This window comes from Pseudomonas sp. (assembly GCF_035554175.1).
Classification (GTDB): domain Bacteria; phylum Pseudomonadota; class Gammaproteobacteria; order Pseudomonadales; family Pseudomonadaceae; genus Aquipseudomonas.
The window spans coordinates 12815-38143 of record NZ_DATMIV010000015.1 but is presented as its reverse complement, the minus strand read 5'-3'; the positions used below and the strand labels follow the sequence as shown (position 1 = coordinate 38143).

Genomic DNA, 25329 nt, shown 5'->3' with positions numbered 1-25329 from the left:
TCAGCTCCTACAGGTTGATCAGGTCGACGCGAAGTTGTCGATTTGTTCGAGTAACTCCGCAAGCTTCTGCGGCATCAACCGCACATCACAACGGGTCTCCACGTTGATGATGATCGCCGGGTCGTTGCAGCAGATCCTTACGCGAAAGCGCCAGTCGCTGAAGATCACCTTCAGGCCATCGCGGTCATCCATTTCCAGCGCCTGCTCGCCATACAACGCTTTCAGGTGCGCGAGCAGGGGATAGGGATCGCGCATTGGCCGACGAATATCGCCGGAAGCGGGAAACACGCCGATCCGCTCGACCAGCAAAATCGTGCCCAGCCAGGTTTCGTTGGCGCTGGGCAGCGGCTGATGGCGCGACAACCAGCTCATCACCCCGAGGTTGCCCACCTCACGTTCAATCTCTGTCGAATGTTGTGCAATGTTCATGGTTGCCTGCCTGTGGGAAGTGGACAGCCGTCTCAGCGGCCCTTGAGGTACACGTTGTCGTAGCAGAAGTTGGTCGCCTGCAGATAACCCTCGGCGTCGCCGCAGTCGAAGCGCAGGCCCTTGAATTTATAAGCCAGCACGCAGCCGTTCTGCGCCTGTTTCATCAAGGCGTCGGTGATCTGAATCTCGCCGCCCTTGCCCGGTTGGGTATCGGCGATCAGGTCGAAGATGTCGGGCGTGAGGATGTAGCGGCCGATGATCGCCAGGTTTGACGGTGCGTCCTGCGGTGCCGGTTTTTCCACCATATTGTTGACCCGGTAGATGCCGTCGGAAATCAGCTCGCCGGCAATCACCCCGTACTTGTGAGTCTGGTCGGCGGGCACTTCCTGGATGGCGACGATCGAGCAGCGGAATTTTTTGTACAACTGGATCATCTGCGACAGCACGCCGTCGCCTTCCAGGTTCAGGCACAAGTCGTCGGCCAGCACCACGGCGAATGGCTCGTCGCCGATCAACGGGCGGCCACTGAGAATCGCGTGACCCAGACCCTTCATTTCCACCTGACGGGTGTACGAGAAGGTGCAGGTGTCGATCAGCTCGCGGGTGCCGGCGAGAAACTTCTCTTTTTCGGTGCCGCGGATCTGGTGTTCAAGTTCGTAGCTGATGTCGAAGTGGTCTTCCAGCGCGCGCTTGCCCCTACCGGTGACGATGGCCATGTGTTGCAGGCCGGCGTCCCGTGCTTCTTCGACGGCGTATTCGATCAACGGCTTGTTGACGATCGGCAGCATCTCTTTGGGCATGGCTTTGGTAGCCGGCAAGAAACGCGTGCCGTAGCCGGCAGCGGGGAACAAACATTTACGAATCATAAAAGTATCCTGGACGGTCATGGAACACAGGCGACGGTTGCCCGCCATGAATAATGGCGGCAAGTTTCAATGATTATTGAAGACTTGCTTTAATACCTGAGTCGGCTTGTTGAAGGCAATTAGTTGGTCTGTTAAATCGCGGCAATGTTATGAGATGTCGACTACAGCGTTACAAGTTATTTTTAGTCGGTGTCTGTCGATAGTGATAAGTGCGCAGGGAGTGCTAATAAGTACCCGGCAATACAGTTTGGCTGGCAAAAATATTTATTGCCAGTGGTTGAACTAAATTTGTTAAAGGCTGTTGTCGCCTTGTTTGTGTGAATTGCCCCGCATATTCATTCAACAAGGCTTGACACGCTCTTGGGTATTTATCTGACGACGGATCGCGCTATGAAGATTCTGGTAACGGGTGGCGCCGGCTATATCGGCTCGCATACCACACTTGCATTGCTTGAAGCAGGTTATGAAGTTGTCGTTCTGGATAATCTTTGTAACAGCAGCGATGCCGCACTGCATGCCGTGGAAGCCATTTGCGGCAAGAGCGCATGGATGATTCGCGGCGATGTCTGCGATCGCGCGCTGCTGGATCGGATTTTCCGCGAACATCAGATCGGCGCCGTGCTGCATTTTGCCGGGCTCAAAGCCGTGGGCGAGAGCGTACGCAAGCCCCTCGAATATTACGAAACCAACGTCGGCGGCAGCATCACCCTGTGTCAGGCGATGGCGGCGGCGGGGGTGTTCCGACTGGTGTTCAGCTCATCGGCCACTGTGTACGGCGAGCCTGAAGAGATGCCTATTCGCGAGGATTTTCCTACGGGCAATCCGACCAATCCCTACGGTCAGTCCAAGTTGATCGTCGAGAATGTGCTGCGTGACCTGAGCCTGGCAGAGCCGCGCTGGAGCATCGCGCTGCTGCGCTACTTCAATCCGATCGGCGCCCACGCCAGCGGGCATATGGGCGAAGACCCCAACGGCATCCCCAACAATCTGGTGCCGTACATCAGCCAGGTGGCGGTGGGCAGCCTTCGCGAGCTGTCGATTTTCGGCAACGATTACCCTACGGTCGATGGCACTGGCGTGCGCGATTACATTCACGTTGTCGACCTGGCGGACGGACACCTGAAAGCGCTGCAATCGATCAGCGAACGCACTGGCATTCACACCTGGAACCTCGGCACCGGCGATGGTTACAGCGTGCTGCAAGTGCTGCATGCATTCGAACAGGCCTGCGGCCGGCCGGTGCCGTATCGCATGATGCCGCGTCGTGCCGGGGATATTGCCGAGAGTTTTGCCGATGCCTCGAAAGCGGCCAGAGAGCTCGGCTGGAAGGCCACGCGCAACTTGCACGACATGGTGGCCGACACTTGGCGCTGGCAATCGAATCATCCCAACGGCTATTCGGCATGATGGCCATTTAGTCCGATGTTAGTTTCGGTCAGGTTGTTAGATAACGTCGGGAAATTATACTGGCAATGCCTTTTGCAAGTCCGTAGATATAAACCTGCCGTTCGACTTTTATCAGTTGGGTAAGACTGTGAAAGAACAACGGATCTTGTTCGCGCTCTTTGCGGACTTGAACGCTACCACCTCTAACACACACCGGTTTTTTAACAGGTCGAATGTTAGAAAGGAGTTGATATGAAAAAAGTGATGGCAGTTGCCCTGTTGACGATGTTGAGCAACTGGGCTGCCGCAGCTGAAGCGCCGCTAACAGCGGTAACCAATGTAGGTGGCAGTGTGGCGGCTTCGCAAGCGCCCGCCGCCAGTACTGCAATGGTTGCCAGTGCTGTAGCGGCGTCCAACAGCGGTGGCAGTGCCAACGGCGGTACCACCGGTACGACGGGTACCACCGGTACAACCGGCACGCATAACTAACAGGAACATTTGTTAGTGCAGTACAGGGTCGCCCGACGCAAGTCGGGTGACTTTGTTTTTGGATTCGCCCTTGAATAGCGTAGTGCCATTATGACTCGTAGTGTTTATCTTTTAATGTTGGCAAGTTTCGCTTTGCAAGGTTGCATGTTTTCCCCCGGTCAGTACCTCAGCACCAGCGATATCACCCGCCAGGGCGCCAGTGAAAGCAGCCGGGTCGAGCTGATTCCGATCACCCCCAAACTGATCGCCATGAACCGCGCCACGCAAAAGCGCGAGTCGCTGCCGCCGGAGCTGCTGGTGACGCCGGCCGAATACCGCATCGGCAACAATGATGTGCTGTACATCACGGTGTGGGATCACCCGGAGCTGACCGCACCCTCCGGCGCGCAGCAACAGATCGATGCCAATGGCCGTCTGGTGCGCTCCGATGGCACGCTGTATTACCCGTTCATCAAGGAAGTCCAGGCCGCTGGCCGGACCATCCAGCAACTGCGCGCGGACATCGAGCAGCGCTTGTCGGCGTTCATCGCCGAGCCCCAGGTGGATGTTGCGGTGTTGCGTTTTGCCAGCCAGAAAGTCGTGGTCACCGGTGCCGTGTCGAAGGCTGGCCCGCAGGCGATCTCGACCAATCCGCTGAGTGTGGTCGAGGCTCTCGGTTCCGCTGGAATCGACACCAACAATGCTGACCTGTCGGGACTTTTGCTGACGCGCAACGGGCGGGTCTATCCGCTCAATCTCGACTCGCTCAATCAGCAGGATTCCGAACTGCAGAACGTTTATCTCAAGGGCGGCGATCAGCTGTACCTGCCATACAACGACAACAAACGCATCTACGTCATGGGTGAGGTCAACCAGCCGCGCGCACTGAGCTTCAAGACCGCGACCATGAATCTTTCCGATGTGCTCGGTTCGGTCGGTGGCCTGAGTCAGACCAGCTCCAACGGCAACGCGGTCTACGTCATTCGCGGGGTGGAAAACCTCGACGTCGAACCGGCGAAGATCTACCAGCTGGAGGCTGAATCGCCGACCGCCATGGCGCTCGCTTCGCACTTCCAGGTGCGGCCACAGGATGTCGTGTACGTCGGCCCGGCCAACGTCACGCGCTGGAACCGTTTCATCAGCCAGTTGGTGCCGTCGGCGTCGATTGTCGGCACCGGAGCTTCGGCAGCGAAGAACTGGAGCGAATACAGCAACAACAGCAAATAAGGCCGCCCGACTGTGAATATGTTGAAAGTGGGCGTCTGCCTGATGGCGGCCTCGTTGCTGTGCGGCTGTAACCCGTTGATGAGCGCGTCGTTGAACAACCTCAAGGCTGCGGTCGTCGGCCCCGACGAGGTTGACGTAACCGCCGCCGAAGTCGCCGGGGTCGACTATCCGCAACTGAAACTGACCACGCCGTCCGGCTCCGGGGTGCTGGCGCTGGTGCGCGAGCGTGAAGACCTGCAGTTCTGGGTCGCGTCCGGCAAGCAGGTTTTGCTGCTGCGCGATGGCCTCGCCGTGCGCAGTATCGGCCTGGGCCTGCAGGGCGATCTGGATGGCACGCGGCTGTCCGATGACTCGCCATTCAAACTGGGTTTGCATCGAGTCGCCGACGGTTTCACCACGCGGCGCTGGATCGATCTGTACAAGGGCCAGGAAGTCGGCGTGACGGTCAACAGCCGCTTCTCGCGCCGCTCAACCGAAACGCTCGAAATTCTCGACAAGGCCTACAGCGTGCTGCGCGTCGATGAACAGATTGACGCGCCGGCCATCGGCCTGAGTGCGACCAACCGTTACTGGGTCGATCCGCGTGACGGTTTCATTCTGCAAAGCGAACAGCAACTGACCTCGCAACTGCGCGTCAAGTTTGTGCAACTGACCCCCGATCGCAGGCATCTGCCGTGAAGCGCCTCAGCCTTGTGGCGGCCAGCCTGCTGTTGAGTGCCGGGGTGAGCCACGCCGCCGTCACCGTTTCCGGCGACGTTGCCAATCCCGGGCCAATTGAATTGCCGCCGGGCGGGCGCCTGCTCGATGTGATCAGCGAGGCCGTGCCCAACGCCGAAGGTTATTGGCTGGCGGGCGGCTTGTTGCGCCAGTCGCTGATCGAGGAACAGACGCGGCTCAAGGTCGGTGTGCTGTTCGACCTCGATGTGCTGCAGCGCATGGCCACGCTGTTCGATCGGCCGAGCCGCGCGGCGTTGGCGCAGCGCATTGCTGAAGAGGTCCGACAGATGCCGGTTACCGGGCGGCAGATCGCTGACCTCGATCCGGTCGCGGTGGAGGTCGGCTTCGCCCGCAACATTCGTCTGGATGATGGCGACCGGCTGATCTACCCGAAACGCATCGACGAGGTGCAGGTCGTGGGCGCAGTCGCCGAGCCGTGCCACTTGCCGTATCAACCGTTACAGGAAGCTCGGGAATATTTGCCAGGCTGCGCGATTCTCGACGATGCCGAGGCCGATTATCTGTGGCTGATCCAGCCCAACGGCGCGGCGCGGCGGGTGGGCATTGCTCACTGGAATCGCGAGAGCGGGCAATTTCCGGTGGCCGGCAGCAAGATTCTGGTGCCGATAAAAAATGATGATCTGGATCCGCCTCTTCCTGAGCTGAATCAGCAGTTGGCCGAATTCATTGCCACACAGCTGGCCGAGGTGGTTCGTTGAAGTTACGTGTTGCAGCTGTGTTGTTATTGCCCTGCGGTCTGGCTCACGCCGAGCCGCGCATCACCCAGAACGACTTCGGTGGCGCCGGTCTGTTGCAGACGCCAACGGCGCGCATGGCCCCGGCGGGCGAGCTGAGCGTCAACGCCAATCGCACCGATCCCTACAGCCGTTACAGTGTGTCGTTGCAACCGCTGGACTGGCTCGAAGGGTCGTTCCGCTACACCGCGATCACCAACCGCCCGTACGGCTCGGAGGCCCTCAGCGGCAGCCAAAGCTACAAGGACAAGGCGGTCGACGCCAAAGTCCGTCTGTGGCAGGAAAGCCACTGGGCGCCGGAAGTGGCGCTGGGCTTTCGAGATATCGGTGGTACCGGTTTGTTCTCCAGTGAATTCTTCGTCGCCAACAAGCGCTTCGACAACTTCGATTTCAGTGCCGGCATCGCCTGGGGCTACATCGGTAATCGCGGCGACTTCGACAACCCGCTGGGCTATGTCAGTAACCGCTTCGATACCCGGCCGGCGCTGGAAGGCACGGGTGACGTCAACTCCGGCTCGTACTTTCGTGGCAAGCCTTCGCTGTTCGGCGGGGTGAGCTACCAGACGCCCTGGGACCGGCTCAGCCTGAAGCTCGAGTTCGAGGGCAACGACTACAAAAACGAACCCAAGGACAACGAGATCAAACAAGACTCGCCGATCAACCTCGGCGCGGTGTTCAAGGTGACCGATTCGATCGATCTCAGCGCCGCGTGGGAGCGCGGCAACACGGCGATGTTCGGCGTGACCTTCCACACCAATTTCGTCAGCCGCAAGGCGCCGGCCAAGACCTACGACCCGACCCCCGAACCGCTGCCGGTGAAGGCGCCGACGACGTCGATGGAGCAAGTCAACTGGGCCGATGTCTCGCGGCGCTTGCAGCAGAATGCCGGGTACAAGGTCGAGCGCATCAGCCAGCGTGATTCCGAGCTGATCGTCTATGGCGAACAGCAACGTTATTTCCATTCGTCCAAGGCTGTCGGGCGTGCGAGCCGGATTCTCGACAATAGCGTCAACGACGACATCGACTGGTTCACTGTGGTCAACAAGCGCTATGACTTGCCGCTGGAAGAAACCAGCCTGCCGCGCCAGACCTTCCGCGAAGTGATCAACAACGAGGAGCCTTTGCAGTCGCTGCACCGCACCACCGAGATCAACCCGGCGATGCCGCGCAATGAGAAAACCCTCTACACCGAAGCGCCGCAGCATTTCAGTTATGGCGTCGGTCTGGGCTTCAAGCAGAACGTCGGTGGCCCGGACGGGCTGCTCTATCAATTCAGTGCTGATGCGGATGCTGAATATCGCTTCAACCGCAACACCTGGTGGAGCGGTTTGCTCAGCGCCAACCTGGTCAACAACTTCGATAAATTCGTCTATGACGCGCCGAGCGGCTTGCCCCGCGTACGCACGGATTTGCGCCAGTACCTGACCACGTCCAACACCACCATGCCGTTGTTCCAGCTCAGCCATGCCGAGCAGTTGGATAAAGACCTGTATGGGATGGTTTACGGCGGCTATCTGGAATCGATGTTTGCTGGTGTTGGCGCCGAAGTGTTGTTCCGCCCCACAGGCGAACGCTGGTCGGTGGGCGCGGATTTGAACTGGGTGCGCCAGCGTGATTTCGATCAGGGCTTTGCCTTGCGCGATTATTCGGTGGTGACCGGGCATATCACCGGCTATACCGACCTGCCATTCGACACGCTGGCGGCGGTCAGTGTCGGTCGTTATCTGGCCGGGGACTGGGGTACGACCGTGGACATCTCCCGTGAGTTTTTCAACGGCGTGCGCGTCGGCGCCTGGGCGACCATCACCACGGCCAGCAGTGCCGAATATGGCGAAGGTAGCTTCGACAAAGGCCTGTACCTATCGATCCCGTTCGACGAAATGATGAGCATGTCGACCATGCGCCGCGCCAACCTGGTGTGGGCGCCACTGACCCGAGACGGCGGCGCCCGACTGAGTCGCAGCTATCAGCTGCATTCGATGACGGATAGCCGGGAAGGGGATATGTTCTATCGCAATTTCGAGAAGATCACTGAGTAACGTTCAATCTTTCAGGCACATCCCTGTGGGAGCGAGCCTGCTCGCGAGAGCGTCCGACCAGCCGACATCATTGTTGACTGACATACCTCCATCGCGAGCAGGCTCACTCCTGCATTTGATAGAGGCCCCACCGCAAATCCTGGCCATAACCTGAAACCCCTGTGGGAGCGAGCCTGCTCGCGAAGGCGTCGGCACATCCAGCATCTTCATCGGCTGATACACCTCTTTCGCGAGCAGGCTCGCTCCCACAGGGTTCATACCTCTAGTCGATATCGGTGTCCCAAATCCCGCCCACAAAAAAGGGGACTTTCGTCCCCTTGCGATTTGAAGCGCCAAACCTCAGTAAATATCCTTCGACAGCAAGGTAAACGGCGTCTTCACCAGGATCTTCAGATCCAGCCACAACGACCAGCTGTTGATGTACTGCAAGTCGATTTCCACACGCTTTTGCATCTTGTCGATGGTGTCCGTCTCACCTCGGCAACCGCTGATCTGCGCCAGACCAGTGATCCCCGGTTTAATCCGGTGACGCGCCATGTAGGCGAGGATCTTGCCCGAGTAATAATTGTTGTGCGCCACCGCGTGCGGACGTGGTCCGACCAGGGCCATATGCCCCTGCAACACGTTGAACAATTGCGGCAACTCATCCAGCGAAGTGCGGCGGATAAAGCGCCCGACGGCGGTGATGCGCGAGTCGTTACGGCTGGCCTGTTTCACTTCACGGTCATCGTGAACACGCATCGAGCGGAATTTCCAGACCTTGATCACCTTGCCGTTCCAGCCGTGGCGATCCTGCTTGAAAAACACCGGACCGGGCGAGTTGAGCTTTACTGCCAGCGCGATGATCAGCAGCAGCGGACTCAGCGCAATGATCGCCAGGAACGCCACGGTTTTCTCCACCAGACTTTTGCTCAGTGCGGCGGTCGGCCGGCTGGTCAGCGGGCTTTCATTCAGGTAGATCGCCGGCAGACCGTCCACGACTTTTACCGAGTGGTTGAGCAGGGTCAGACTGTTCAAGTCCGGTACCCACACCACATCGACGTTGGCCCCCAGCAAATCGACATACATCGCTTCGATTTTCGCTGCTTCGCACAGCGGCAGGGTGATGTACAAACGGCGAATGTCGTGGGCTTCGATCAGTTCCAGCAACTCATCCTGAGCGCCAACCACGCGCGGTGCGTCGGAGGCGAGGACAGGTTTGTCACCGTTGCTGACCAGACCGATCAACGGCAGATTTTCCAGTTGGCTGAGCTTCTTCGCCAGTCCCAATGCCAATTCGCCGGTGCCGACGATCAGCGTTCTGTGCTCGCTTTTACGCGAACGCTGGTAGTACTTGGAAAACGCATGCAGCGGTGCGTACAGGAGCGCCTGACCAAGGAAGCCATACACCGCCCAGCTCAGAATCACCTGACGGGAGAACAGCTCATCGGCCTGGCAGACGAACGCGATGCACGCCAGCGCGGCCATGGTCATCGACCAGCCCATGAACAGGCGGCCAAGGCCGGTCAGGTAATTGTCGCGCTTGCGATAAACACCACTGAACGTGTACGCCGGCACCGAGGCCAGGACGGCGAGAGTTGCGCACATTCGGTAGTAGAACGCGACGGTGCCGGTGTGCTGTTCGGCGAGAATGAACAACAGCGTCACAATAAAAGCCTGTGCCAGCGCCCATTGGCCCCAAAAGGTCAGTCCCTTGAGGCCCGTGCTTCGATTAATACTGAGAGAAAGATCCATACGATATCCCCAAAAGACGTCCATTCAGGTTTCAACAGTTGAAAGCCGAGTTGTTATGCAGACTTATTGTTTTTGTTTTAGCGAGTGTCTTGAGGTAACAACATCGAGAGCCGAACTGTCGTCAGCCAATAGACTAAGTTATTGCCGGGAATGGTGTCTGACGAGTTTTAACAAGATGGCACAATGCCAACTTTGCAGTAATTAAATAGAAGGCTGTTAGAAAAGGTCGCAGTGCAGGGGGTGAAAAAGCGGGGGTGTATTTGTTACTGTTGACTGGGAGGCAGGGAATGCAAGTTAACCAGGGAGGTGAGGCCAGACAGAGTGCTCTTCTTATTGTTGTAGTCGCACTTTATATCTGTTTGTCCGGTTTGAATTTCGTCGTGATTACGCGACGACTTCCTGGATCAGGCAATATCCGCGGTTTCTTACAGCACGGAACAATCGCTCGCCGTTACTCGCGCTCTTGAATTTATCCTGCAACCGGCTCAGGCACATTTCCAGGCCACGGTATTGCTCGGGTTCCCGGCCAATACTGATGATCAGATCTTCACGACTGACCACTCGTTCTTCATGGGTCAGCATTTTCCTGACCAGCGCGGTTTCCAGTCCTGTCAGGCTGATCGCGACGTTATCCTTGAGCAATACACCTTGATCATCGTCAAGACGCCAGGTGTCGCTGCAAGGCTGAGAACTATCGCTTACATTCGCGATGTGCGCTTGTTCTGCGCTGAGAGTCGGGAAGCTTTGAAACGGATTGTCCGTTTGTGCGGCTCGCCATTCATTTTCAAGGGTGGCCAATATCCGCTGGGTATCATGTTCGATACTGCGCGCAACATTCTTTCGGCTGAGGCTTGGGTAACTGAACTCCATGACCATGGGGGCGGAAGAGGGCGAAGCAACACCTTCAACAAACATTTGTGCCTGTGACGTGCCAAACGAATTGAAACGCTCACTGGACAGAATGGTTTCCAGTTCACGTTGCGACGTTGTGCTGTGCGTCACAACAACAAAATATTTTCTGGGGAGGGTTGTACTCGTTTCCATGTCTCTCTCCTAAATACACACCAAAATTGGCTAAAAGATAAATCGGCAGGCGAGCAATGACTTCCTCGGAAGTAATCGTAGGCAGGGTTCGGGCCGAAAATGACCCTCGATAATTTCCACTCGATCTGCTGCTATGTTATGGAGTTTTATTGTTATGGGTCGTGTTGCCGCGCTCATTCAAGTGCTTGAGTTTTGATAAATATGAAGCGGAACTGAAACGATATGGCTGCATCAGACGATCCTTCGTACGTATGCAAAAGGGAAGACCGCCCGAGAGTCAGGCAGTCGATATCAGACCCCGCATCAGGCGATAGCCATAGCCGCGGATGCTCTGAATCGCGTTTGTACCATACATGTCCTTGATTTTTCCACGCAAGCGACTGATTGATTTTTCCAGTGCCCGAGGGTCGTAGAAATTGCTGTTGAGGCCCATGATGCTGGCGATTTCATCATGACTCAGAATGTGATTGCCGGTTTGCGCAAAGGCTTCGAGGATCTTCATCTCGGCGAAAGAAATATCGAGTTTGCGCCGACTGTCCAGCAGGCAGATCCGCATCGGATCGAGCGTTAGATTGATATCTCGCTGCCAGTCTTCACTGCTGAAGAACTCGGTCAGCAACTCCTCGCTGTCATCGCCCAGTGTGTTGAGCTTGATACAGGCATCCGCACCAGCGAGATAATATTTGAGCTTGTTGACGGCGCCGCGGCCAGTAATAACTGTGCAAATAAGCGGCTTCAAGTTGTCATCGCGCAGGCTCTGCACCAGCGCCAGATTGTCTTCGAGTGCCTGCGGGCTATCGATAACAAGGAAAACGGCGCGATAAGAGCCGAGGTATCCGTGCTGTTTATACGAACTACCGTAAGCCGCCGTTTCCAGGGTGATGTCGGTCTGCACGTGCCTTGCGATGAGCGTTCTAAAATGATCAGCCACACCGAGGGTGCGACCCAATGTAAGAACACCGGATTCATCATTTGTCGGGCGCGGACTTCTAGTCGCCAAGTTCCCTGAGAGCATCATGCATGGACTCGAATTAGGTGCTGACATCAGGATGTTAAAGCACCGGTTCTCATCTGTGACTGACAATTGGTAACATTTGCGCGGATTTTAGACGTGTCTCCCGAGTTTTCTAACAATAATTAAGCTTTTCAAGCTTTTAGTTGATTTTTTCGGGGTTGTGAACTAACGCTTAGATGGTGGCGATATGCAATGGTGCCACTATTTTGAGCTTATGGCGATAGCTTTATCTATGTCTATTTGCCATTCATTGGCCATGCCTGCATTGTGTGAAGTTGATCACACTTTATCTCTGAACTGAAATATTTGTTGTAATAGACGTAAATTTTTCCAGTTTAGTTCGTCGGCCGACGATTACTAACATGACTTGAGTGCGGCGATCCGTTAGACCTATTCTTCAGGATCAAAAGATCGCAGCCTTCGGCAGCTCCTACGCTTGAAAAGCGTTCTCCTGTAGGAGCTGCCGAAGGCTGCGATCTTTTGACATTCATAAAAGCCAATTGTGTAACTTCAGATACTCAACCCCTGAGTGTTATTGACCGGTCGCTCGCCTTGAGTGCTCTGATGGAGGATTAATGGATTTCTGGACCCTTTTCCAGGTGTTGATATTAGGTGCGGTAGAAGGCCTCACCGAGTTCTTGCCCATCTCAAGTACCGGTCACCAGATTATCGTCGCTGATTTGCTCGAGTTCGGCGGTGAACGCGCCATGGCGTTCAACATCATTATTCAACTGGGGGCCATTCTGGCTGTGGTGTGGGAGTTTCGCCCGAAGATCTTCGGGATCGTCAAAGGCTTGCCCACTGAACGCAACGCGCAGCGTTTCACCCTTAACCTGCTGATCGCGTTTTTCCCCGCGGTTATCCTCGGGGTGTTATTCGCCGACGCGATCCATGAATACCTGTTCAACCCGATCACTGTTGCAGTGGCCTTGGTGGTTGGCGGCTTCGTCATGTTGTGGGCCGAACAGCGCAGCCATGTTGTCAGCATCGAACATGTCGACGACATGCGCTGGTCCCACGCGTTAAAGGTCGGTTTCGTACAATGCCTCGCGATGATTCCCGGCACCTCGCGTTCCGGCTCGACCATCATCGGCGGTTTGCTCTTCGGCCTCTCGCGCAAAGCCGCCACGGAATTCTCGTTCTTTCTCGCCATGCCGACCATGGTCGGCGCCGCCGTGTACTCCGGCTACAAATACCGCGACTTGTTCCAGCCCAACGACCTGCCAGTCTTCGCCCTCGGCTTCGTCACTGCATTCTTCTTTGCGATGATCGCCGTGCGTGGCCTGCTCAAGTTCATCGCCAACCACAGCTACGCCGCGTTCGCGTGGTACCGGATCGGTTTTGGTGTGTTGATTCTGGCGACGTGGGTGTTTGGCTGGGTGAACTGGACGGCGGCTGCCGCCACTTGAGGCGTCAAGCCAGGCGGATCAAGCCGCCTGGCTGAATGAGGGGAGGGCATCAACGCCCTTCAAGCAACTCCGCCGCCTGATCCAGCAACGCCAAAGGATCCTTGGCCTTGTGAATATCCACCGACAACAACTGGCGAAACTTGCGCGCGCCTGGAAAACCAGTGCCCAAGCCCAGTACATGCCGAGTGATGTGATGCATCGCGCCACCGCTCAGCAAATGCTCGGCGATATAGGGTCGCAGCTGCGCAAGCGCCTCAGCCCGACTGATCACCGGCGCCGTGCTGCCGAATAACTGCTGGTCGACCTCCGCCAGCAGGTACGGATTGTGATAAGCCTCACGCCCGAGCATCACGCCATCGAAGGTCTGCAGATGCTCATGGCAGGCCTCCATCGTCTTGATCCCGCCGTTCAGCACAATCTCCAGTTCCGGAAAATCCGCCTTCAACTGCGCCGCGACGTCATAGCGCAACGGCGGAATATCGCGATTCTCCTTCGGCGACAACCCCTCAAGAATCGCAATCCGCGCATGCACGGTAAAACTCGTGCACCCGGCATCGCGCACCGTACCGACGAAATCGCACAGCTCGGCATAACTGTCGCGCCCGTTGATGCCGATGCGGTGCTTGACCGTCACCGGAATCGACACCGCATCGCGCATCGCCTTCACACAATCCGCCACAAGCTGCGGATGCCCCATCAGGCACGCGCCGATCATGTTGTTCTGCACACGATCGCTCGGGCAGCCGACGTTCAAGTTGACCTCGTCGTAGCCGTGCTCTTGAGCCATACGGGCGCAGGCCGCGAGATCAAGCGGAACGCTACCGCCGAGCTGCAACGCGAGCGGGTGCTCGGCTTCGTTGTGGCGAAGGAAGCGTTCGTGATCGCCGTTGAGGAGCGCGCCAGTGGTGACCATTTCGGTGTAGAGCAGGGCGTGCTTTGACAGCAGGCGGAGGAAGTACCGGCAGTGGCGGTCGGTCCAGTCCATCATGGGGGCGACGGAAAAACGGCGGGAGAGTGGGGCGGGTTGTAGGGGCATGTGAAGAATCTGAATCAAGGAGGCGAGGGCGCAAGAGTTTATCAGGTCTGCGAACAAGCAAGGCTCGCACTGCGCAATTTGAGCGTTAAGCCGGTCTATAACGCGCTCGGTCGGATCGGAGGAAGTGTGTTGCTGCCTGCTTCTGTCTTTCAGTAATCGTTTAAACGGTAACGTCTGCGCCTGTTTAAATATGAATGACCACAGCCATCCGAAGCCTACGTTGTCTTGCGCCTTCCCCTACGTCTAAGACAGAATCCGCCGGCTTGTGCGTCTAGCCTGCGGGTTCTATCGTCCCTGGGTCACTGAAATCAGTGATCGGGTTTGGTAGCCCGTCTCCGTCAGAAGCACAAGACTGCTGTCTTGCGAGGGCGTTTCTCGTCTTCGTTTTATGGTGGTCATGCGCGGGGCGTCTTCGGATGCGCCGGGGTTCCTGACGACCGGTCTACCAACCTGCGTATGGCCTCCACCCTTCGTTTGGTAGCGAGAGTGATGGCTCCTTTTCGTTCACCGTCAGGAGTTACACCATGTTCAAACCCACACCAAATCCCCCCGAAACCGATCCCGCATTCCCGTACAAATCCCCAGACTCAAAAAAACTCCACGACGCCGCCGAGCGTGCGCTGGATTATTACCTGCCCCCCGCCAGTCACATCAAAGCCTCCACCAACCAGCCCGAACGCATGTTTCTCGCCAACCCTGCGTACGACAGCGAATCCCTGTTGGCCAATGCCAGCGAATCGCTGGGTTCGGCCAGCATCATGCTCAACGACTTCGCCGCGTTACTGGAAAACTCGCACCGCAAGACGTTATTGGGCATCGCCCAGGTAGTGATGCTGGGAGAGATCGCAGTGAATCAGGCGTTGGACAAAGTTGAAGTGAAGGCTTGAAGCGAGCCTCGCGGTGACGGAGCGGTTATCTGTCACCGCGAGGCTAAATAGCTAGCTGAACATTCGGTTTCACCGCTGCACGATGAGTAACGGTTACTGCGCCGGCACCGCAATCCACTCACCCAACGTCTGCTGATACTTGCCAGTGACCTTGCTCAAATGCAGCCACTGATCGACATACAGTTTCCAGCTGATGTCATCGCGCGGCAGCAGGTACGCCTTCTCACCATATTGCATGTACTGATGCGGGTTCACCGCGCACAAGCCGGGTTTGAGTTTCTGCTGATACAGCGCTTCCGAGGCGTCGGTGATCATCACGTCGGCTTTGTTGTCGAGCAGTTGCTGGAAGATCGTCACATTGTCGTGCAGGGCCAGTTGCGCTTTGGGCAGGAAGGCGTGGACGAAGGCTTCGTTGGTGCCGCCAGCAGGTTCCACCAGGCGCACGTTGGGCTGGTTGATTTGTTCGATGGTCTGGTATTTGGACTGGTCGGCGCAGCGCACCAGCGGGATTTTGCCGTCGGTGTCGAGGGTGTTGCTGAAGTAAGCCTTTTTTTGCCGCTCGAGGGTGACCGAGATGCCGCCCATGCCGATGTCGCATTTGCCGGCCTGCATGTCGGGCATCAGGGTTTTCCAGGTGGTCTGCACCCATTGCACTTTGACGCCGAGGCTGTCGGCCAGGGAGCGGGCCATGCTGATGTCGATGCCTTCGAAGTCGCCATCGCTGCGTTTGAAGGTATAGGGCTTGTAGTCGCCGGTGGTGCAGACGCGCAGTTGGCCTTGTTGCTGGATGGCGTCGAGGTGGGAGGTGCTTGGTCCGGCGTGAGCGCTGGCAGCCAGGGTCAGCAGGCCGCAGAGGATCATCGTGCTTTTTGGAGTTGTCATGAAATCCGTCTTGTTCAAGGGGCGGTGGGCCAGTCTAGTGAATGGTTCCTTCGCGTGTCATCCCAATGGTTTTCAATCGAGGAGTTTCTACACGTGCAGAGTCTTGTGGTGGTGAAGTGATCGGTGTCAAAACTGCTGAATGAACTGTCTCCCAATTGAGCAAATGTTCCGCCCTTTGTTGCCATGTAAGTCCGCGAGTCATCGCGGGCCGCAACGGTTTTCGCGTTACCTTGCTGTGACGGGTTGCTATACAGAAAGGGGTATAGCGAGGCAATTCGTACAAATTCAGATAGCGCAGGTCGCTACTGCATAAAAGCAGAATGTCTCCGAATGAAAACAGTGGAAACGCGGTAACTTCGACCTTTTTCTTTTCGTTGAGCCGAGTCCGCCATTGCCGGTTGTCCACGTCTCCAAGACTGATCTCTTCGTCGAGAATAAAGCGTGCCGGACCTTGCTGACGTATCGCCAGATTCCCAGCCGCAGCGTATGTAATGGTTGGCATGGCGCCGGGCGACAGGAGCAGAAACGCAGCGAAGAGCACCAATGCCGCCACGGCTCCATATGCGATGCGCGCAAGGAAGTGACCTTTACTGATGTAAAAGATGAAAACGGGAACCAGACTCAGGATAAGTGTGCCGAGAGAAAACAGGCCAATAATTGTCACGGCTTTAGCGTTATCTTCCCCAACGTAAGTAGAGAGGATCAGCAAAGTTGGCAGTGAAGCAAACAAAACTGCGAGCCCGATGACACCCCCCACAAACAAGCGAAAGCCATTTTTCTTCCACCTGTTCAAGTGCCTTGTGTTTTCATCGACAATGGCTCGAAATTGTCTGAAAAAGAACAATGCAAAGTAGGCGGTCAGTGTGAGGAAAAAGATCATTCCTACTGAAATTCCGGCACTGAAAGTGTGCGGGTAGATAAACAACAAAATAATGAACACGCAGAAACCGATGCACAGGGGAAGCAGCAACCAAGCGGCGACCCGACTGTGCTTTTCCGGCACTTTGTCAAACATTGATACGGTGACGCCATAGAACCAGGCGCTGGCGAAAAGTACACCCAGGTAGCCGACCATTATCAGTACGATCAATAGCAACCAGAGCGCTAGCGCAGCTTTTGCATCAATGGCCGCTAGAAACAAGTCTGTGCGGCCAATTGCGCGCGTGTAAATGTACAAGCCAAGGATAGCCATGCCTGCACCCAGGAAACCCAGGGTAACGGTTATCTGACTCCAGTAATCAAGAACGTGTTTGAAATTACGTTTGAAAAAAAGCGAGAAAGTCGGGGCAGTTGAAGCATCCATGTAATCAGAGATTCCATTCATTGGTTGTGAGTCTAAAAAGCGGCCGGCCTTCGTCAGAAGGCTGGCCATATCAGCGGGGCGGGTATCGCAGTCACGAAAAGCGAGGAGCTAAAGTCCCAACCCCTCCTGGACCACTTGCAGCAGATTATTTTCGGTCAAGGCAATGGCATCCAGCTCCTGACCTGTTTCAACCGTCTGCAACCACCAGTGGCTTTCGTGGTGTTCATCTACGGTGCGCAGCAGATAGGTGTTCCGGTCTTCCAGCGTAATCTGCACGCGCCCGGCGCCATCCTCGGTAAACCGCGCAATCGGATCGAACGTCAGGCTGTGATGGTTGGCTTCGATCACCAGTTGATCAATAGCGTAGTCATGGCTTTCGCCGTCCGGCGAACTTTCGCAAACGTGCGTAGGATTTCGCCGAATCTTCAGTCCTACTTCGGTGACTGGCTGTAGCCAGGTTTCGATGCGGTGGTACAAGTCGTATACCTGAGCAGGCCAGCAATCGATTTCCAGCGCCGCATCAGCCTGGGTGTGACGTGTCTGCTTGAGTCTGGCGGCGAGTTCGTCTGCTTTACTCATGTCGGTTCCCTTGTTGGATGTCTGCCTGTTCAGCGTAGACCTTTGAACGATGCAGGGCCTTGCCTTGCGTCATGCGCTTGCAATACAAGCGTGTCGAAATCAGCACTGGCCAAGCCTGGCCAACAACGAAAACCACGGACGCAGGCGTCCCAAGGAATGGGTTAATGAAAAAGCTGTTTACAATTCTGGCAGTGATCGCGCTGACAGCCGGTAGCATCGGCGTGAGTTCGGCGCGTCAGTCGTCATCGAACAAAGCTCAGGCGGAATCGGTAGCGGGGGTGTTCGATTACTATTTGCTGGCGTTGTCCTGGTCGCCGACTTTTTGTCTAACTCACAAGGACGACGCGCAATGCACCGGCAAGGGTTATGGTTTTGTCCTGCACGGTTTGTGGCCGCAATATGCCAAGGGCGGCTGGCCGCAATCCTGCCCGCCGCTGACAACGCTATCGGCGGCAGAAACCAGCAAGGGCCTGACGATGTACCCAACGAAAAAACTCCTTGATCACGAATGGTCCAAGCACGGCACTTGCAGTGGTCTCGGCGCGATGGGTTATCTGGAGAAGTCCGATCAGGCTCTCGGCGCTGTGAAGATTCCGCAGGAATTGCAACCGTTTGGCTCGACGTCCTACTACTTCGAAGCGCAGGAAATAGCCGATCTGTTTCGCAAGGCCAATCCGGGTATTCCGGCTGACGGCATTGCAGTGGTCTGCAGCGGCCCGCAGCTCTCGGAAGTGCGGGTGTGCATGGGCAAGGATCTGCAGTTTGGCGCGTGTGGCAAAGGGGTGAAGACTCAGTGCCGCGCGGGGGATATTCGGGTGCCACCGGCAAGGTAAGTATCCGTAACGATCAATGAAAAACTGGCGCTCCCATGAGCGCCTTTTTTCTGCCTGATGTTTTGAAGTGCCTATCCGGCCCGCCCAACGCGGCGTCCGGCCCAGCACAACGAATTAACCGTAAAGCAGCAATCGAAAATAAATCGACGATCAGCGATCATCCAAACTCGCGACGCGCCGATAACCGGGCGGGAGGCGGGCGTTTGCCCGGCGCACCCCGGTGGGCTACGCTCACAAACACAAGGGTTTCGGGCTCGCGCCCCTGTCGTACCTGCCCAGGACATGCTTTTGCCAATCCCCATTCACGATCCGCATCAGGCCCCCGGCACGCTCAAGCGGCTGCCGCTACGCAAAGCGGCGGTGTTGTTTATCGTTGCGGTGAGCCTGTGCCTGTGCGGCCTGTTGTACCTGCAACTGGAGCAGTCGCGACGTCAGGATCTGGCGGTGGCGAAGACGGCTTCGAGCAACCTGACCCGGGCCATGGCGCAGCAGGCCGAGGATACGGTGCTGGCGGCGGACCTGGTGATTACCAGTCTGGTCGACTGGATTCAGGACGATGGTTACGGCGCTGCGCAGCGACCGCGTTTGCAGAGGATCTTCGCCCGTCGCGCGCAGCAACTGGATCAGTTGCACGGCATTTTTCTCTTCGATCGCGAAGGCCAATGGGTCATTACCTCGTTCGCCGATCTGCCCCGTGGCAACGGTGTGGCCGATCGCGAGTATTTCCGATTTCATCAGCAAAATGCCTCGACCGTCGCGCACATCGGCCCGGCGATTCGCAGCCGCGAAAATGGCGAGTGGATCATTCCCATTTCCAGACGCGTCAACGATCACGCCGGCAATTTCCACGGCGTGCTGTTGGCCGGCATCCGCATGTCGTACTTCGATCAGTTCTTCGAAAGCTTCAGCCTCGACGACAGCGGCATCATGTTTCTGGCGTTGACTGATGGCACCCTGCTGGCACGACGCCCCTTCGACGAAGCGTTGATCAATACCTCGGTGGTTCACGGCGAGATCTATCGAACCCTGTTGCCCAACGCTAACGCGGGCACGGCGATGCTCAATTCGGTGGTCGACGGCGTGACCCGCTTGTATGGCTATCGCCAGCTCGCCTCGTATCCGCTGGTGGTGTCCGCCGCCACCTCGCAAGACACGATTCTGCAGGGCTGGCACGAGCGGGCCTTTCAGTCGAGTGTCATTGTCGCCTTGGTGATTCTGGGCATCGGTCTGTTCGGCTGGGTGTTCATCCATCAAGTGCGCGACGGGGAACGCATCGAGAAAAACCTGCGCAAGGCGCAACTGGCACTGGAGCAGATCGCCACCCACGACAGCCTTACCGGCCTGGCCAACCGACGCTTGTTCGAGCGCTCGCTGGAAATCGAATTCGCCCGTGGCGCGAGGCAGGTCAGCCCGGTCAGCCTGATCATGCTCGATATCGATTTCTTCAAGCGTTACAACGACGCTTATGGTCATGTCGCCGGCGATCAATGCCTGGCGCAAGTGGCGCAGGTGGTGAAGACTTGCTGTCAGCGCAAATCGGATCTGGCGGTGCGTTATGGCGGTGAGGAATTCGCCGTGCTGCTGCCGGACACGGACATCAACGGTGCACTGGCGATTGCCGGGCAGATACGCCGCAGCGTGATCGACAAGCACATCATCCACAGCGGATCGCCGACCGGTTATCTCACCGTGAGTCTGGGCTGTTACTCATTCATTCCCCATGGCAACGACAGTCCGCAAGTGTTTATCCAGCGCGCCGATGCGGCGTTGTATCAGGCGAAAAACGCCGGGCGCAATCGCGCGGCAGTGTTTGCGCCGGAGGAAGGAATTGTCGAGCTGATGCGCTCGGATCGCTGATTATTTCAATCAACATGAATCAAAAGTGGGAGCGAGCCTGCTCGCGAATCGGAGTGTCAGCTTGAATCGTTGTTGGCTGACAGACCGCTTTCGCGAGCAGGCTCGCTCCCACATTGGTCCGTGATGGACTCAGGGCTATCTGGGATGGCTCTTGTTCGTTCAGCCGCCAGTGCCACCGCCCGCACCGCCAGTGCCGCCGCCGGCCGAACCGGTGCCGCCGCCCGCACCCGAACCGGAACCACTGGCGCCGCCATTGGTGCCCGTGCCGGAGCCCATACCCGAACCAGTGCCGGTGCCGGTGCCGTTATTGGTGCCGGAGCCGGTGCTGCCCGATGGCGAGCCCGGGGTGTTGTCCGGCGGCATGGTCGAGCTGGTGGGGCCGCCGGACTTGGTGCCCGTCGCGTCGGTGCTGTCATTGGCGGCGAAGCTGGCGGCGGACGCCGTGGCAAGCAGACCGGCCAACACCAGCGAAGTGAATGTGCGCGTCATCATGGTATGTCTCCTGATAAAGGGGATTACCTGATATTGGTCTTGCGCGCCGAGGCCTTGGTGCCGATCGAGTGACGAGCGGTCAGTCGACGCAGCGAAGTGGCCTACCGTTCTTCTGCAATATTGGCTATTTGCCGAACCACCCCCGGGGACTAACGTAGCCACACATTCATTCGCTACCCCGGAGTCCACCATGCAACCTCGTGCCGATTTCTACACTGCTTCCCCTGATGCCCTGAAAGCGATGATGGCGCTGGAAAACGCCGTCTCGAAATTGCCGCTGGAAAAGAGCCTGATCGAACTGGTCAAGCTGCGCGCCTCGCAGATCAACGGCTGCGCCTTCTGCATCGACATGCACACCGCCGATGCGATCAAGGACGGCGAAACCCCGCGCCGTCTGTTCGCGGTGACGGCATGGCGTGAAGCGCCGTTCTTCAGCGAGCGTGAACGTGCGGCGCTGCTGTGGACTGAATCGCTGACGCAACTGAGCCTGACCCATGCGCCGGACGAAGATTACGACGTTGTGGCTGCGCAGTTTTCGCCGAAGGAACTGGTCGACCTGACCGTGGCAATCAACACCATCAACGGCTGGAATCGCCTGGCGGTGGGCTTCCGCAAACTGCCGCAGGCGTAAGCTGCCCACAATTCCCTGTAGGAGCTGCCGAAGGCTGCGATCTTTTGACTTTGCTTTTAAAAGGCAAGATCAAAAGATCGCAGCCTTCGGCGGCTCCTACAGGGAATATTCAATGCCCATCAGAGCTCGGCGCCGGCGGTGGTTGCACCTTGCGCATCAGGGGCACCATCGCCGTGGCAATGATGAAACACACCATGATCATCAGAAACGTGTCGCCGTAGGTCTGCGTCTGCGCTTCGCGATACGTCACCAGCCACAGTTGGCGCAGGCTGGCCGTAACGCCGACATCGCCACTCTGGCCGAGACTGGCGAAGTTGCTCCCGACCTGCGACAGCCACTGATTCATCGCCTCGTTGCTGCTGTTCAGATGCTCGGCCAAGCGGGTGAAATGCAGGTTGGTGCGGTCATTGAGAATGGTCGCGCAGGCGGCGATGCCGATCGCACCACCGAGGTTGCGCATCAGGTTGAACAACCCCGAGGCGTGCTTGAGCCGCGCCGGTGCCAATCCACCTAAAGTCAGCGTCACTGCCGGTGGCACAGCCAGTTGCTGAGCAATCCCGCGCAGCGCTTGCGGCAGCATCAATTCTCCGGCGCCCCAGTCGTGGGTGATCGGGCTGAATTCCCACATCGATAACGCAAACAAGCCGAGGCCGAGCATCATGATCCAGCGCAGATCGATGCGATTGGCCAGAAAGGCATACAGCGGAATCGCCAGAATCTGGAACACCCCGGTGGAAAAAACCGCCATACCAATGTCCAGCGCGCTGTAACCGCGCACGCGACCGAGGAACAGCGGCGTCAGATAAATCGTTGCGAACAGGCCGATGCCGGTAACGAAGGAAAAGAAGCAGCCGAGGGCGAAGTTGCGATCTTTCAAGGCTCGCAAATCGACGATCGGATTAGCCACGTAAAGCGTACGGCCGATGAAGGCCAAGCCGGCAAGGCCACTGATCCACGCGGTGGTGAGGATCGTCTGGTCGCTGAACCAGTTCCAGCGCGGGCCTTCTTCGAGGGTGTATTCCAGACAGCCGAGAAACAGCGCGAGGAACACCATGCTCAGGTAATCCGCGCCCTTGAGCAGCGACAGTTCCGGCTGGTCGATCCTGACCAGCATCGGCACCGCCACGGTGACGAAAATCCCCGGCACCAGATTGATGTAGAACAGCCAGTGCCACGAGGAAATGTCGGTGATCCAGCCGCCGATCACCGGCCCCAGCGTCGGTGCCAGCGAAGCCACCGCACCGATGGTCGCGGCGGCGATCACCCGTTGCTTGCCGGTGAAGAAAAAGAATGCGGTGGTGAACACCAGCGGAATCATCGAGCCGCCGAGAAAGCCTTGCAGCGCACGAAAGGCGATCATGCTCTGGATGTTCCAGGCCAGACCGCAGAGCAAACTGGCGAGGGTGAAGCCGACTGCCGAGGCGCAGAACAACCAGCGCGTGGAGAACACCCGCGACAACCAGCCCGACAGCGGAATCACGATGATTTCAGCGATCAGGTAACTGGTCTGCACCCAAGCGGTTTCATCGGTGCCGGCGGACAGTCCACCGCCGATATCGCGCAGCGATGCCGAGACGATCTGAATATCGAGCAGGGCGATGAACATGCCGATACACATGGTGGCGAAGGCGAACACTTTGGTCGCCGTGGTCATGTCCGCCGCGTTGAATGGTTGCGCAGGAGCGGCGATGCGGGGGCTCATGGCGCGACGGCCACGACGGAGGATTCAGGCTCGACGCGGGTGTCGACTTCAGCGGTCACCGACAGCCCCGGACGCAAGTGGCCGAGCACGCCATCGGCGGGATCCAGAACAATTCTGACCGGCACGCGCTGAACGATTTTGGTGAAGTTGCCGGTGGCGTTTTCCGGCGGCAACACGCTGAACAGTGAGCCGGTAGCGGGGGCGAGACTGTCGAGACGGCCGTGGAACTCCTGCCCGGACAGCACGTCGGCGCGGATGCTGACGCGTTGGCCGGGTTTCATCCGCGCCAGTTGATCTTCCTTGAAATTGGCATCGACCCACAGACCGCTGGCCGGCACCACCGACAGTTGCTGCGAGCCGGCCTGGGCATAAGCGCCGACCCGGGCGCGACGATTGCCGATCACCCCATCGACCGGCGCGCGCAATTCGGTGTAGCCGAGGTTCAGTTGCGCCAGATCGCGTTCGGCGCGGGCTTGCTGCAGCGCGGCGCGGGCCTGTTGTTTCTGGGTTTCTATGACCGCCAATTGCCGTTGCGCAGCGAGCAGTTCCGCTTGGGCGCGGGCGCTCAGGGCTTGCGCCGTTTTGAAGGTGGCGTCGGCGCGCTGCGCACTTTCCACCGACACCGCGTTGCTGCTCACCAGGCGTTTGTAACGTGTGTTGTCATCGCGAGAGCGGGCGGTTTCTGCGCTCGCCGCATCAATGCCGGCGCGGGCCTGACCGATCACCGCGTGCTGCAATTGTTCGGTGGCGTCGAGGTTGGCCAGCAGTGCTTGTTCAGCGGCCACGGCGCCTTCGGCCTTGGCCAGGTTGGCACGATAGTCGCGCGCATCGAGACGGATCAGCACATCGCCGGCCTTCACCGACTGGTTGTCGCTGACCAACACTTCGTCGATATAACCGGCCACTTTCGGCCCGATCACCGTGACATCGCCACCGATATAGGCATCGTCGGTTTCCTCGAGAAACCGCCCGGTATTCCACCAGTGCACGGCATAAATGCCGGCCATAATCAGTGCGAATAAACCAACGCCGGTGAGCAACAGGCGTTTGTGCAGAGGGGGTCTGGTCTTGACCGGAACAGGATCGGGAGTGGGCATGCTGGTCATGGCGTCAGTACCTGAAAGCGGTTTGTTATTACGTCTGTAATATGACGCGAGTAATATTTGTACGCAAATTATTTTTGTGGCCGATCGTCAGTTGCTGGCTTGAGCCACTGGCCCGGCGTGCTGCCGGTCAACGACTTGAAAAACGCGATGAAAGCGCTGTCGCTGGCAAAGCCCAATTCGTACGCGCAATAACTCAGGCTGCGTCCGGTGGCGAGCAGCTCGATGGCGCGCATCAAGCGCCACTGCTGGCGCCATTGCTGATAGCCCATGCCGGTCTCACGCTGGAAGATCCGGCCGATGGTGCGGCTGCTGGCGCCAATCTGGTGTTCCAGCACATGCAGCGGTGGGGGCAGCCGCGCGGGCGTCGCCAAGAGCGGCGCCAGACGTTTGTCCTGGGGCAATGGCAACAGCATCGGTTGCCGCGCCGCTTCAGCGATTTCACTCAGGCACAGCCCGAGCAGATGGGCGAATCTGCCTTGCTGCCATTCAGTCGCAAACGCTGCCGTGGCCATGGGTTCGAGCACCGCGCGCAGCAGGGGGCTGACTTCAATCACGCAGACCTGCTGCGGCAATTCGCTACATAAATCGGCGATCAAGTAGATCGAACGGTAATCAACGCTTTGCTGCATCACCGCACGATGGCTGACTCCGGCGGGAATCCACGCTGCCCGCGAGGGCGGCAACAGGCACAACTGCTGGGCCAGGGTAATCCGTATGCAGCCTTGCCGCGTGTACAACAATTGCCCGCGCTGATGACGGTGTACGCCGGAATCATGCTGACCCAGGGTCGAGGCGAGGCCGATTACCGGAGCGGTAAAGCTGTCGGCGTCAAACGTCGAGTGGGCATCGAGCCAGGCCATGGATTTGTCCGATTTCAGCGCTAGGTTGGCGGGATCCGGATAATACGCCAAGTGCAGGTTTTTAAACTTCTC

At 57.7% G+C, this 25329-nt stretch carries 24 protein-coding genes; 11 read left to right on the top strand and 13 right to left on the bottom strand.

Annotated features, from left to right (window positions below; all coding sequences use genetic code 11):
- Nucleotides 1-18 precede the first annotated feature (18 nt).
- Both VNV36_RS06580 and galU read right to left on the bottom strand, forming a co-directional pair.
- Nucleotides 19-429, bottom strand: coding sequence for a mannose-1-phosphate guanylyltransferase (locus VNV36_RS06580; RefSeq protein WP_325717066.1), 411 nt, complete (start codon nucleotides 427-429; stop codon nucleotides 19-21).
- 32 nt (nucleotides 430-461) lie between these two features.
- Complete coding sequence (gene galU, locus VNV36_RS06575; protein ID WP_047600100.1) at nucleotides 462-1295, bottom strand: UTP--glucose-1-phosphate uridylyltransferase GalU; 834 nt, start codon at nucleotides 1293-1295, stop codon at nucleotides 462-464.
- Nucleotides 1296-1685: 390 nt separating this feature from the next.
- Between galU and galE the strand changes: the two genes are divergently transcribed.
- The 6 genes from galE to VNV36_RS06545 all read left to right on the top strand — a co-directional run bounded on the left by galE (nucleotide 1686) and on the right by VNV36_RS06545 (nucleotide 7887).
- Nucleotides 1686-2702 carry a UDP-glucose 4-epimerase GalE gene (gene galE / locus VNV36_RS06570; protein ID WP_325717065.1) on the top strand — a complete coding sequence of 339 codons (1017 nt, stop codon included), beginning with the start codon at nucleotides 1686-1688 and terminating at the stop codon, nucleotides 2700-2702.
- Between the two features lie 231 nt (nucleotides 2703-2933).
- On the top strand, nucleotides 2934-3170 hold the full coding sequence (locus tag VNV36_RS06565; RefSeq protein ID WP_016775457.1) for a hypothetical protein: 237 nt from the start codon (nucleotides 2934-2936) through the stop codon (nucleotides 3168-3170).
- 90 nt (nucleotides 3171-3260) lie between these two features.
- Nucleotides 3261-4376 carry a polysaccharide biosynthesis/export family protein gene (locus VNV36_RS06560; RefSeq protein ID WP_514132616.1) on the top strand — a complete coding sequence of 372 codons (1116 nt, stop codon included), beginning with the start codon at nucleotides 3261-3263 and terminating at the stop codon, nucleotides 4374-4376.
- 12 nt (nucleotides 4377-4388) lie between these two features.
- Entirely contained in the window at nucleotides 4389-5054 is a 666-nt protein-coding gene (locus VNV36_RS06555; protein WP_325717063.1) for a YjbF family lipoprotein, read from the top strand.
- On the top strand, nucleotides 5051-5812 hold the full coding sequence (locus VNV36_RS06550) for a capsule biosynthesis GfcC family protein (protein WP_325717062.1): 762 nt from the start codon (nucleotides 5051-5053) through the stop codon (nucleotides 5810-5812). Before VNV36_RS06555 ends, VNV36_RS06550 begins: the two co-directional genes overlap by 4 nt.
- Nucleotides 5809-7887 carry a YjbH domain-containing protein gene (locus VNV36_RS06545; RefSeq protein ID WP_325717061.1) on the top strand — a complete coding sequence of 693 codons (2079 nt, stop codon included), beginning with the start codon at nucleotides 5809-5811 and terminating at the stop codon, nucleotides 7885-7887. Before VNV36_RS06550 ends, VNV36_RS06545 begins: the two co-directional genes overlap by 4 nt.
- Nucleotides 7888-8226: 339 nt before the next feature.
- Here the strand turns inward: VNV36_RS06545 and VNV36_RS06535 are convergent, their stop codons facing one another.
- The 3 genes from VNV36_RS06535 to VNV36_RS06525 form a co-directional block, all read right to left on the bottom strand.
- A complete protein-coding gene (locus VNV36_RS06535) occupies nucleotides 8227-9621 on the bottom strand; it encodes an undecaprenyl-phosphate glucose phosphotransferase (RefSeq protein ID WP_325717060.1) in 1395 nt (464 codons plus the stop codon).
- A gap of 384 nt (nucleotides 9622-10005) precedes the next feature.
- A complete protein-coding gene (locus VNV36_RS06530; RefSeq protein ID WP_325717059.1) occupies nucleotides 10006-10665 on the bottom strand; it encodes a winged helix-turn-helix domain-containing protein in 660 nt (219 codons plus the stop codon).
- 277 nt (nucleotides 10666-10942) lie between these two features.
- Nucleotides 10943-11683: a winged helix-turn-helix domain-containing protein gene (locus VNV36_RS06525; RefSeq protein ID WP_325717058.1), complete on the bottom strand. Its 741-nt coding sequence runs from the start codon at nucleotides 11681-11683 to the stop codon at nucleotides 10943-10945.
- Between the two features lie 572 nt (nucleotides 11684-12255).
- Between VNV36_RS06525 and VNV36_RS06520 the strand changes: the two genes are divergently transcribed.
- Nucleotides 12256-13089: an undecaprenyl-diphosphate phosphatase gene (locus VNV36_RS06520; RefSeq protein WP_325717057.1), complete on the top strand. Its 834-nt coding sequence runs from the start codon at nucleotides 12256-12258 to the stop codon at nucleotides 13087-13089.
- 49 nt (nucleotides 13090-13138) lie between these two features.
- Here the strand turns inward: VNV36_RS06520 and dusA are convergent, their stop codons facing one another.
- Nucleotides 13139-14125: a tRNA dihydrouridine(20/20a) synthase DusA gene (gene dusA, locus VNV36_RS06515; protein WP_325717101.1), complete on the bottom strand. Its 987-nt coding sequence runs from the start codon at nucleotides 14123-14125 to the stop codon at nucleotides 13139-13141.
- Between the two features lie 524 nt (nucleotides 14126-14649).
- Here dusA and VNV36_RS06510 point away from each other — a divergent pair.
- On the top strand, nucleotides 14650-15012 hold the full coding sequence (locus tag VNV36_RS06510; RefSeq protein ID WP_325717056.1) for a DUF6124 family protein: 363 nt from the start codon (nucleotides 14650-14652) through the stop codon (nucleotides 15010-15012).
- A gap of 93 nt (nucleotides 15013-15105) precedes the next feature.
- Here VNV36_RS06510 and VNV36_RS06505 read toward each other — a convergent pair whose 3' ends face one another.
- From VNV36_RS06505 to VNV36_RS06495, 3 genes are all read right to left on the bottom strand, one after another.
- Nucleotides 15106-15894, bottom strand: coding sequence for a transporter substrate-binding domain-containing protein (locus tag VNV36_RS06505; protein WP_325717055.1), 789 nt, complete (start codon nucleotides 15892-15894; stop codon nucleotides 15106-15108).
- A 34-nt stretch (nucleotides 15895-15928) separates the two neighbouring features.
- Nucleotides 15929-17197 carry a hypothetical protein gene (locus VNV36_RS06500; RefSeq protein WP_325717054.1) on the bottom strand — a complete coding sequence of 423 codons (1269 nt, stop codon included), beginning with the start codon at nucleotides 17195-17197 and terminating at the stop codon, nucleotides 15929-15931.
- 108 nt (nucleotides 17198-17305) lie between these two features.
- On the bottom strand, nucleotides 17306-17776 hold the full coding sequence (locus tag VNV36_RS06495) for a hypothetical protein (RefSeq protein ID WP_325717053.1): 471 nt from the start codon (nucleotides 17774-17776) through the stop codon (nucleotides 17306-17308).
- A gap of 164 nt (nucleotides 17777-17940) precedes the next feature.
- Between VNV36_RS06495 and VNV36_RS06490 the strand changes: the two genes are divergently transcribed.
- Together VNV36_RS06490 and VNV36_RS06485 are read left to right on the top strand one after the other, a co-directional pair.
- On the top strand, nucleotides 17941-18609 hold the full coding sequence (locus VNV36_RS06490; protein WP_325717052.1) for a ribonuclease T2: 669 nt from the start codon (nucleotides 17941-17943) through the stop codon (nucleotides 18607-18609).
- A gap of 288 nt (nucleotides 18610-18897) precedes the next feature.
- Nucleotides 18898-20466, top strand: coding sequence for a sensor domain-containing diguanylate cyclase (locus VNV36_RS06485; protein WP_325717051.1), 1569 nt, complete (start codon nucleotides 18898-18900; stop codon nucleotides 20464-20466).
- Between the two features lie 159 nt (nucleotides 20467-20625).
- On the opposite strand, the gene VNV36_RS06480 is transcribed toward VNV36_RS06485, so the two are convergent.
- Nucleotides 20626-20958 (bottom strand): hypothetical protein, encoded by a 333-nt coding sequence (locus VNV36_RS06480; protein ID WP_325717050.1) that lies wholly within the window; start codon nucleotides 20956-20958, stop codon nucleotides 20626-20628.
- Between the two features lie 190 nt (nucleotides 20959-21148).
- On the opposite strand from VNV36_RS06480, the gene VNV36_RS06475 reads away from it, so the two are divergent.
- On the top strand, nucleotides 21149-21589 hold the full coding sequence (locus VNV36_RS06475) for a carboxymuconolactone decarboxylase family protein (RefSeq protein ID WP_042609087.1): 441 nt from the start codon (nucleotides 21149-21151) through the stop codon (nucleotides 21587-21589).
- Between the two features lie 109 nt (nucleotides 21590-21698).
- Here the strand turns inward: VNV36_RS06475 and VNV36_RS06470 are convergent, their stop codons facing one another.
- The 3 genes from VNV36_RS06470 to VNV36_RS06460 all read right to left on the bottom strand — a co-directional run bounded on the left by VNV36_RS06470 (nucleotide 21699) and on the right by VNV36_RS06460 (nucleotide 25257).
- Entirely contained in the window at nucleotides 21699-23291 is a 1593-nt protein-coding gene (locus VNV36_RS06470; protein WP_325717049.1) for a DHA2 family efflux MFS transporter permease subunit, read from the bottom strand.
- Nucleotides 23288-24397, bottom strand: a complete 1110-nt coding sequence (locus VNV36_RS06465) for an HlyD family secretion protein (protein ID WP_325717048.1) — start codon at nucleotides 24395-24397, stop codon at nucleotides 23288-23290. Before VNV36_RS06465 ends, VNV36_RS06470 begins: the two co-directional genes overlap by 4 nt.
- Before the next feature lie 68 nt (nucleotides 24398-24465).
- Nucleotides 24466-25257 carry an AraC family transcriptional regulator gene (locus tag VNV36_RS06460; RefSeq protein WP_325717047.1) on the bottom strand — a complete coding sequence of 264 codons (792 nt, stop codon included), beginning with the start codon at nucleotides 25255-25257 and terminating at the stop codon, nucleotides 24466-24468.
- Nucleotides 25258-25329: the final 72 nt, after the last annotated feature.